A 9,492-nucleotide genomic window follows, 5' to 3' on the forward strand; every position below is an offset into this window, starting at 1 on the left:
CCGGCCTTCCTCGACATGCTGTTCGACACCGCCGAGCGCCGCAATCTTCCGATCGACCTGCATCTCGACGAACATCTCGATGCCGGGCGGCAGCTCTTCGATGCCGTCATCGCGCGCACGAAAGCAAGGCGCATGGCAGGCCGCGTGGCGCTCGGGCATTGCTCCGCCCTGAGCGCGATGGAAGCGGACGCCGCGCGCCGGGTCATCGATGGATTCGCCGCTTCCGGCATTTCCGTCATCACGCTGCCCACGGCCAACCTGTTCCTGCAGGGCCGCGAAGCGAAGAGCCTGCCGCCGCGCGGGCTGACGCGCGTCCGGGAGCTGATCGAGGGCGGCGTGCGGGTCGCTGCGGCGACGGACAATATCCAGGACCCGTTCGTTCCCGTCGGCAGCGGCGACATGCTGGAAATCGCGCGCTGGACGCTGCTCGCCGGCCATCTCGGCACGTCGGAACTCGGGCGCGCCTACGCGATGGTCACGCAGGCCCCGGCCGGGCTCATGGGCTTCGACAAGGATTACGGCATCCACGAAGGCGCGCGCGCCGACCTGATGATCAGCGATGCCGACGACGCCGAGGATCTGGTTGCGAGCGGGCCGCCCGTTCGCGCGGTGTTGATGGAGGGGCGCCCGGTTCACGGGAGCTTGTGAAAATCATGGCCGTGGTGATTTCCGATATCGAGACCGCCGAGAATTTCTGCTGGGGCCTGACATTCTTCGGCACGGGCGGCGGCGGTCGCATCGAGGCCGGTCTCGACATGCTGGCGCCCGCCATCCGCGCCGGGCGCAAGCTCACGCTGGTTTCTCCCGACGAGCTGTCCGAGAGCGACTGGACCTGCTGGGCGATCATTCTCGGCGGCAAGGACCCGGACGAGCCGCCCGCACCGGAAGACCTTGCGAGGCTGCGTCTCGAAAAGGAGGAATTTCCGACTTTGGTGCCGCGGCTCGTCGAATCCGCGAAGGAATTGACAACCTATGCCGGCGTGAAGCTCGGTGCGCTGGTCTCGATGGAATTGTCGAGCGCGGCGACCTCGGCGACCATCGTCACGGGCCTCGAACTCGGCATTCCGACGATCGACGGGGATTATGTCGGCCGCGCGATCCCGGAGCTCGTCCTGAGCAAGATGGAGCTGATCGGCAAGCCGCCGACGCCGGTGATGATGGTGGATCGCTGGGGCAACCGCATCCTGGTCAAATCGGCGGTGAACGCCGTCATGGCCGACTGGATCGGCCGCATGGTCAGCCGCGCGGCATACGGTCGCGGCATCGCCACGACCGGCCACCTGGTGCAGGTGCACGAGGCAAGGCCGGCGCTGGTGAAGGGTAGCCTCAGCCGCTCCATCAAGGTTGGCGCGGCTTTGCGCAACGGCGCGAAGTTGAAGGACGGAAAACTTCAATCGCTAATTGCGGAAACCGCGGGCCGCGTCCTGTTCGAAGGCGAGGCAACTTCCGTCGATTGGCTCAGCAACGAACCTTATATGTGGCGCGAATTGGTCTATACCATTCAGGGGCGCGGAAAATGGAAAGGCGCGACTTACAAGGTGTGGGTCAAGAACGAACACCACGCGATCTGGCGTGACGAGACCGTCATCGCGACCAGCCCCGATATCTTTGCCGTGCTCGATCCGGAGACCAACCGTCCGCTGACGACGCTGGGCGACGTCACGCCTGGACGTCCGGTGACGGTGTTCGGCATGAAGGCGCTCGACGATGCGTGGCGCACGGACGCCGGTCGCCGGCTGCTGGGCCCGCGCCATTTCAATCTCGGGTTCGACTACGTCGATTTTGAGCGGGCGCCGGCATGACGGCACACGCTCCTTCTGCATACGGCCCGAAACGGCAGACAAGCCAATCCGGACCCAACAAGAAAAACAGCTTCAGAGACACCAGGGAGAGGAGTTTCCCGCTATGACACGCAAGACGAACAGTTCGACGACCGTTACGCGCCGCACCTTCGTCGCCGCCGCCGGCGCGGTGACGGCGGCCGGCGCGCTGCGCATCCCCGCTTCCGCGCAGACGCTGGAGAAAGTCACCATCGGCACCAGCTGGAAGGCACAGGGCGAGCACGGCGGCTATTACCAGGCGCTCGCCACCGGCCTGTACCAGAAGCACGGCCTCGACGTGACCATCCGCATGGGCGGTCCGCAGGTCCGCTATTCGCAGGTGCTGGCCGCCAAGCAGATCGAGTTCAGCCAGGGCGAGAGCTTCACCGCGCTCGGCTATGTGAAGGAGAACGTGCCGCTCTGCTGCATCGCCGCGCCGTTCCAGAAGGACGTGCGCGTGCTGATCTCGCATCCCGGACAGGGCAACGACTCGCTGGCCGCGCTCAAGGGCAAGCCGATCCTGGTGGCCGGCTCCTCGCGCGTCACCTACTGGAACTACCTGAAAGCGAAATACGGCTACACCGAAGAGCAGGCGCGGCCCTACAGCTTCAGCCTCGCGCCCTTCCTCGCCGACAAGTCGCTGAGCGTGCAGGGCTATGTCACGTCGGAGCCGTTCCAGATCGAGAAGGCGGGCGTGAAGCCGGTCGTCCATCTGCTCGCCAATGACGGCTATGCCAACTACGCCAACACGCTGGAGACGCACTGGGATCTGGTGAAGCAAAAGCCGGACATGATCCAGCGCTTCGTCAATGCGACGATCGAGGGCTGGTACAGCTATATCTACAAGGATCCGTCGCCGGCGAACGAGCTGATCAAGAAGGCCAATCCGGAGCAAAGCGACGACCTGCTCGCCTACGCCCAAAAGACGATGAGGGATCAGCAGATCATCGATTCCGGGGATTCGCTGAAGCTCGGCATCGGCGCCATGACGGATGCGCGCTGGAAGGCGTTCCAGCAGGCTTTGGCGCCGACCGGCATGTATCCGGCCGACATCGACCTGTCCAAGGCCTATACGCTGCAATTCGTCAATAAGGGCCACGGCCTGAACCTGAAGAGCTGACGGGCGGGGCTGATGACCTCTGTGACCAATGTCAGGCGAAGCGCCACGGCGCTTCGCCCCCAGTCCGGATCGCAAGCGCCCTTGCTGGCGCTGAAGGGCGTCGGCAAGGCGTATTCGACCGGCGTGGTCGCGCTGAAGAATGTCGACCTGACCATCGGACAGGGCGAGTTCCTGAGCCTGCTCGGCCCGTCCGGTTGCGGCAAGAGCACGGTGCTGCGCCTGATCGCGGGCCTCGGCGAACTGACGCAAGGCTCGATCGTCTGGCAGGACGGCGGCGACCGCGTCGCGCAGAAGGACATCGGCTTCGTCTTCCAGGAACCCACGCTGATGCCGTGGGCGAACGTGTTCAAGAATGTCTATCTGCCGCTGAAGCTGCGCGGCATGTCGAAAGGCGAAGCGCACGACCGCGTCGAGAATGCCATCGCGCAGGTGGGACTGGCCGGGTTTTCGCACGCCTATCCGCGCGAATTGTCGGGCGGCATGAAAATGCGCGTGTCCATCGCCCGCGCGCTGGTTGCGCAGCCGAAAATCCTGCTGATGGACGAACCTTTCGCGGCACTCGACGAAATCACCCGGTTCCGCCTCAACGACGACCTGCTGCGGCTGTGGTCGGAGCAGAAATGGACCGTCGTCTTCGTCACGCACAGCGTCTACGAATCGGTCTATCTCTCCAGCCGCATCGTCATCATGAGCGCGCGTCCCGGCCGCGTCTTTGCCGACATGGCCATCGACGCTCCCTATCCGCGCACGGAAGAATACCGCACGTCGTCCCTTTACAACGAGTATTGCCGGACGGCATCGGCCCACCTAGCCCAGGCGATGGCGTCATGAGCGGCGAACCGGAAACGATGGAGCTTGTCCCCACGCCGCAGACGTCGTGGCCGAGCCTGCTCCTCACGCGCATCCTGCCGCCGCTGCTGTTCGGGATTCTGGTGCTGCTGCTGTGGGAGGTCGCGGTCCGCGTCAACGATATTCCCTTCTACATCCTTCCCGGCCCGACCCTGGTCGGCCAGACGCTGGTGAAGGATTGGGGATCGCTCTACCCGTCCCTGCTGGTGACGGTGGCCATCACCCTGTCCGCGCTCACGGCCGCGACCATTGCCGGCGTCGCGCTCGCCGTCTTGTTCGCGCAGTCGAAATGGATCGAGAACTGCCTGTTTCCGTATGCGGTGATCCTGCAGGTCACCCCGATTGTCGCGATCGCGCCCCTCATCATCATCTGGGTGCAGGACATCCGCCTGGCGCTTCTCATTTGCGCCTGGATCGTCGCCTTCTTTCCGATCGTCTCGAACACCACCCTGGGACTGAACAGCACCGACCACAATCTCCTGTCGCTGATGCAGCTTTACGGGGCCTCGCGCCGCCAGATTTTCTGGAATGTCCGGCTTCCGAGCGCGCTGCCCTATTTTCTCGGCGGCCTGCGCATCAGCGGCGGCTTGGCGCTGATCGGCGCGGTGGTCGCGGAGTTCGTCGCCGGTACCGGGGGCGTATCGTCCGGCCTCGCCTTCCGCATTCTCGAATCGAGCTATACGCTGCAGATTCCGCGCATGTTCGCGGCGCTCATCCTGATCACCGCGACCGGGATATTGATCTTCCTGATCCTCACCTTCTTCACCCATCTCATCCTGCGGCGCTGGCACGAAAGCGCGATGCGCCGCGAAGGCTGAACCGGGGCTCGCATGACCGCTCTGCCGCCGGCCGGGCCGGGCATGAAGCTGGACCAGGTCGATACGCCCGCGCTGATCGTCGATCTCGACGCCTTCGAGCGCAACCTGAAGCGCATGGCGGATTTTGCGGCGGCCGCCGGGATTCGCCTGCGCCCGCACGCCAAGACCCACAAGAGCGGCATCATTGCGCAGAAGCAGATCGCGCTCGGGGCGGTCGGCGTCTGCTGCCAGAAGGTTTCGGAAGCGGAAATTCTGGTGGCCGAAGGCGTCGGCGACGTCCTGGTCTCGAACGAGATCGCCGGTGCGCGCAAGATCGAGCGGCTGGTTGCGCTCGCGAAAAAGGCGCGCATCGGCGTCTGTGTCGACAGCATCGATAATGCGCGCGAGCTCGCGCAGGCCGCCGAGCGGCAGGACGTCACGCTCTCGGTATTGCTGGAAATCGATGTGGGCGGGAACCGCTGCGGCGTCGCGCCCGGAAAGCCGGCATTGGCGCTGGCCTCCGAAATCGCCCGGTCGAATTCGCTGCATTTTGCCGGGCTGCAGGCCTATCACGGGTCGGCCCAGCATTTCCGCACCTACGAGGAGCGGCGCAACGCGGTGGAGAAGGCGTCCGCCCTGGCCAATCAGACCGTCGCGCTGCTGTCGGACGCCGGCATCGATTGCGGAATTGTGGGCGGCGGCGGCACCGGCACGTTCGACATCGAGGCCAATCTCGGCACGGTCAACGAGCTGCAGGCCGGCTCCTACATTTTCATGGACGGCGATTATGCCCGGAACAAGAACGCGGACGGCGCGGCATTCGACCGCTTCGAGAACGCGCTCTTCGTTCTATCGACGGTCATGAGCCGCCCGAACGACGAACGGGCGGTGCTCGATGCCGGGCACAAGGCGCTGGCCGTCGATTCCGGCATGCCGGAGCCTTTCCGGCGACCGGGCATCGTCTATCGGCGGCCGAGCGACGAGCACGGCGTGCTGCAGAGCGAAGGCGGCACCCTGCCGATGCGGGGGAACAGGCTCTTGATGGTCCCCAGCCATTGCGATCCGACGGTGAACCTGCACGACTGGTATGTCTGCATCCGCGACCTGCACGGCGCAGCCCCCGTCGTGGAAGCGCTTTGGCCGGTCTCCGCGCGCGGGTGCTATTTCTAAAGCACGTTCGTTTTACATGGAATCGGAACGTGCTTTAGATTCCTTTATTTGATCGCATTTTCTTGACGCGAACCGATACCCACTTCGCTCGAAAATGCTCTAATGAATCAGACTCTAAAGCGAGCGGATTGCGACGCCATCCAGGCCGTATAGCTCAAGGTGGACGGCAGGTTGGCCAGGACGTTCCTGCCTGTGTCGCTGCCCGACTACAAGCCGGGCAAAAAATTTGTGGGCGCCGGATTCCATCGGAGCCCTCTCCTCCCTCCGGCAAGCGGGGATCAAAGCCGGTAGGCGAGACGTGTGCCCTGGTCGATCGCGCGCAAGGCGTCGAGCTCGGACGCGAACTGCGCCCCGCCGATGACGCTCACGGGAATTCCCGCCGCCTTGACCGTTTCGGCGAGCGCGGCATTGGAATCCTGGCCCGCGCAGATGACGATCGTGTCGGCCGCAAGCGTCTGCGCCTGCCCGCCGCTCACCAGCGAAAGGCCGTCGTCGGCGATGCCCAGATACTGGCAGCCCGTCAGCATCCGCACGCCCCGATGCTTGAGCTGGCCGCGCAGAATCCAGCCGGTGGTCTTGCCGAGTCGGACGCCCATGCGCGAGGGGCTTCGCTGCAGCAGCGTGACCTGCCGCTGCCGCGCGGGGTGCGGGCGGACGCCGAGGCCCCCGGGTTCGCGGATGCGCGCGTCGACACCCCATTCCGCCAGGAACGTGTCGCGGTTTTCTTCCGAGCCCGGCGCGGTGAGGAGTTCGGCGACGTCGAAACCGATACCGCCGGCTCCGATGATGAGTACCCGTTCGCCGGCCGGCGCGCGGCCGGCAATCAGGTCGGGATACATGACGACGCTGGGATGATCGATGCCGGGTATGTCGGGCCGGCGCGGAACGATGCCCGTCGCGACGATCGCATGGTCGAAGCCGCCTTCGCGCAGGGAGGCCGCATCGGCCCGCGTCGATAGGCGCACGGTGACGCCCTTGCGCGCGACCTGCTGCGCGAAATAGCGGAGCAGTTCGTTGAACTCGGTTTTTCCGGGAATGCGGGCAGCGAGGTTCAGTTGTCCGCCGATGCGCTCATCCGCCTCGAACAAGGTGACGTCGTGTCCGCGTTCCGCGGCGGCGATCGCCGCCGACAATCCCGCCGGCCCCGATCCCACGACCGCGAGCCGGCGCGGGCGCGCGGTGCGCCCCGGCTCGAACTCGATCTCGCGGCAGGCGATCGGATTGACCAGACAGGTCGCGGTGCGTTCGGTGAAAATATAGTCGAGGCAGGCCTGGTTGCAGGCGATGCAAACGTTGATCTCGGCGCGCCGTCCGCCCTGCGCTTTTGCGGCGAAATCCGGGTCTGCCAGCATCGGCCGCGCCATCGAAACGAGATCGGCCGTGCCGGAGGCGATCAATTGCTCGGCCACTTCCGGCGTATTGATGCGGTTGGATGCGACGACCGGTATCGTCACGAGGTTGCGGATGCGTTCGGTGGCGAAGCCCCAGGTGGCGCGCGGCACCGGATAGGCGATCGTGGGTATCGCCGATTCGTGCCAGCCGATTCCGGTATTGAGCAGGTCGGCCCCCGCGACCTGGATGGCGACGGCCTGGCGGTCGATTTCCGGCGCGGTCGAGCCGCGCTCGACCAGATCGAGCGCGGAGATCCGATACATGATCATGAAGCCGCGCCCGAGCCGCTCGCGCGTACGGCGCACGATTTCGACGGGTAGGCGCAGGCGGTTTTCCAGGTCGCCGCCCCAGGAATCGGTGCGGTTGTTGGTGCGGGTCACGGTGAACTGGTTGATCAGATAGCCTTCCGATCCCATGATCTCGACGCCGTCATAGCCGGCCTCGGCGGCGAGTTCGGCGCAGCGCACGTAATCCCCGATCGTCTCCTCGATCTCCTGCGCGCTCAGCGCGCGCGGCTTGAACGGAGAGATCGGCGATTTGATTTCGGAGGCGCCGACGGGCTGCGGATGCTTGCTGCTGCGCCCGGCATGAATGATCTGCAGCAGCATCTTGGCGCCGTGTTCGTGCACGGCCTTGACGATGGCGCGATGGGTGGAAAGGTCGTCGCGGGAATGCAGGATCGGCGCACCGGGCTCCATCAGCCCGGCCGGGTTGGGAGAATGCCCGCCGCTGATGATGAGCGCGACGCCGCCCTTGGCGCGCGCCGCGTAAAACGCGACCTGCCGCGCCACCGGATCGCTCATGTGCTCCATGCGCGTATGCATCGAGCCCATGATGATGCGGTTGCGCAGGACGTGCGCCCCGACGCGGATCGGGGAAAACAGGTTGGCGTAGGGGTGTCCGGATTTGGCGGCGGCTGCGGTCAAGACACTGGTCCGGGGTCGCTGTCGAATAATCCCGCAGGCCGGCACGGCCGGCCTGCGGGCTTTGACGACGAGCTTACTTGATGGTCTTGAACTTGTTGTCCTTCACTTCCACGGTCAGCAGCAGGTCGGGGCCCCAGCCGTCGTGGTTGTCGCTGGAATAGCACAGCTTGCCCTGCGAGTAGGTCTTGACGTCGCAGAGCTTCTCGAGCTGCTCGCGCATCTTGGCGCCGGTCAGCGGGCCGTCGATCTTCTTGGCGGCCTCGATGATCGGGAACAGGCCGTTGGTCGTGAGCAGTTCGGCGAAGCCCTCGGGCTTCTTGCCGGCCTTGCGCATCATGTCGCCGAGTTCCTTGAGCGCGGGCGTCGGCTCGTCCCAGTTCGCGATCAGCACCAGGCGCACGCCTTCCGCCGCTTCCTTGGCGTTGTCGAGGAAGGCCTGGTAGCCGAGCGCCATCGGGCCCCAGATCGGAGCTTCCAGGCCGACCTGCTTGGCCGCGCGCAGGAAGCCGGACGCGAGACCGACCGGCGCCACCTGCATGATCACGACATCCGGATTGGCGTTGCGAAGCCGCGTGGCCTGCGCCACCACGTCGATCGCGCGCAGCGGCGCCGAGGCGACCGCCACCACTTCGATGCCCTTCTCCTTCGCCATGCTCTGGATGTAGTCGGCCGTTTCCTTTCCATAGGCGTCTTCCTGATGGAAGATCGCGAGCTTCTTTGCGCCGCCGGCCGTCGCCTTGTCGAACATCACCTTGGTGTTGAGGGTGTCGTTCGTCATGGTGCGGAACACCCAGGGATGGAAGGCGTGCTGCTTCGAGGTCACCGAGATGGTGCCGTTCGGGGCCAGGATCGGCACCTCGAAACGGGCCGCGTTCGGACCCGCGGCGAGCGTGCCGCTGCCCATGGACGAGCCGATCACCGCCACGACCTTGTCGCGCTGGATCAGCTCGACGATGCCGCGCGCGGATTCGGTCGGGTTGGTCGCTTCGTCATAGACGAACAGCTCGATCTTGCGGCCGTTCACGCCACCCTTGGCATTGATGTCGTCGGCGACGACCTGCACCGCATCGCGCTCGGGGATGCCGTAGGCGGCACCGGCGCCGCTCACGCTCAGCAGCAGGCCGATGCGCAGCGGGTCCTTCGCCTGGGCATGCGCAAGCTGCGGCAGCATCGCGGCCGCGGCCGCCAGTACCGACACCATGCCGGCACGCCGCAAAGTTTCAACTCCAATCATAGCGTCCTCCATTGGTTTTTCATCGACGAATGCCTTGGATTTTTCTTGGGGCTAACCCAGCGCCATCGACTGGATCAGTCCGGATGAACCGGATTGCGAATTCGACGTCCGTGCTTCGCGCGCGTCTTCTCCGAGGAAGAGCGCTGCGATCCTTGCCGGCTCTTCCAGCAGTTCCGGCCCGGTA

The 9,492-nt window shown here is 65.3% G+C and carries 8 protein-coding genes; 6 read left to right on the plus strand and 2 right to left on the minus strand.

The window, feature by feature from the left end; all coding sequences use genetic code 11:
* From AB7F49_RS35325 to AB7F49_RS35350, 6 genes are all read left to right on the plus strand, one after another.
* Positions 1-648, plus strand: a 648-nt coding sequence (locus AB7F49_RS35325; RefSeq protein WP_428531296.1) for an amidohydrolase family protein, incomplete at its 5' end; no start/stop codon positions are given.
* 5 nt (positions 649-653) lie between these two features.
* Positions 654-1,802, plus strand: a complete 1,149-nt coding sequence (locus AB7F49_RS35330) for a DUF917 domain-containing protein (protein WP_428531299.1) — start codon at positions 654-656, stop codon at positions 1,800-1,802.
* Between the two features lie 103 nt (positions 1,803-1,905).
* Positions 1,906-2,940, plus strand: a complete 1,035-nt coding sequence (locus AB7F49_RS35335) for an ABC transporter substrate-binding protein (RefSeq protein ID WP_428531302.1) — start codon at positions 1,906-1,908, stop codon at positions 2,938-2,940.
* 12 nt (positions 2,941-2,952) lie between these two features.
* Entirely contained in the window at positions 2,953-3,771 is an 819-nt protein-coding gene (locus AB7F49_RS35340) for an ABC transporter ATP-binding protein (protein WP_428531305.1), read from the plus strand.
* On the plus strand, positions 3,768-4,607 hold the full coding sequence (locus AB7F49_RS35345; protein WP_428531308.1) for an ABC transporter permease: 840 nt from the start codon (positions 3,768-3,770) through the stop codon (positions 4,605-4,607). The genes AB7F49_RS35340 and AB7F49_RS35345 overlap by 4 nt, the downstream gene beginning before the upstream one ends.
* Before the next feature lie 12 nt (positions 4,608-4,619).
* Complete coding sequence (locus tag AB7F49_RS35350) at positions 4,620-5,756, plus strand: DSD1 family PLP-dependent enzyme (protein ID WP_428531311.1); 1,137 nt, start codon at positions 4,620-4,622, stop codon at positions 5,754-5,756.
* Positions 5,757-6,034: 278 nt separating this feature from the next.
* On the opposite strand, the gene AB7F49_RS35355 is transcribed toward AB7F49_RS35350, so the two are convergent.
* Entirely contained in the window at positions 6,035-8,074 is a 2,040-nt protein-coding gene (locus AB7F49_RS35355; RefSeq protein ID WP_428531314.1) for an FAD-dependent oxidoreductase, read from the minus strand.
* A 73-nt stretch (positions 8,075-8,147) separates the two neighbouring features.
* Positions 8,148-9,308: an ABC transporter substrate-binding protein gene (locus AB7F49_RS35360; RefSeq protein ID WP_428531317.1), complete on the minus strand. Its 1,161-nt coding sequence runs from the start codon at positions 9,306-9,308 to the stop codon at positions 8,148-8,150.
* Positions 9,309-9,492: the final 184 nt, after the last annotated feature.

It is taken from the genome of Pseudorhodoplanes sp. (assembly GCF_050250235.1).
In the GTDB taxonomy this organism is placed as follows: domain Bacteria; phylum Pseudomonadota; class Alphaproteobacteria; order Rhizobiales; family Xanthobacteraceae; genus Pseudorhodoplanes.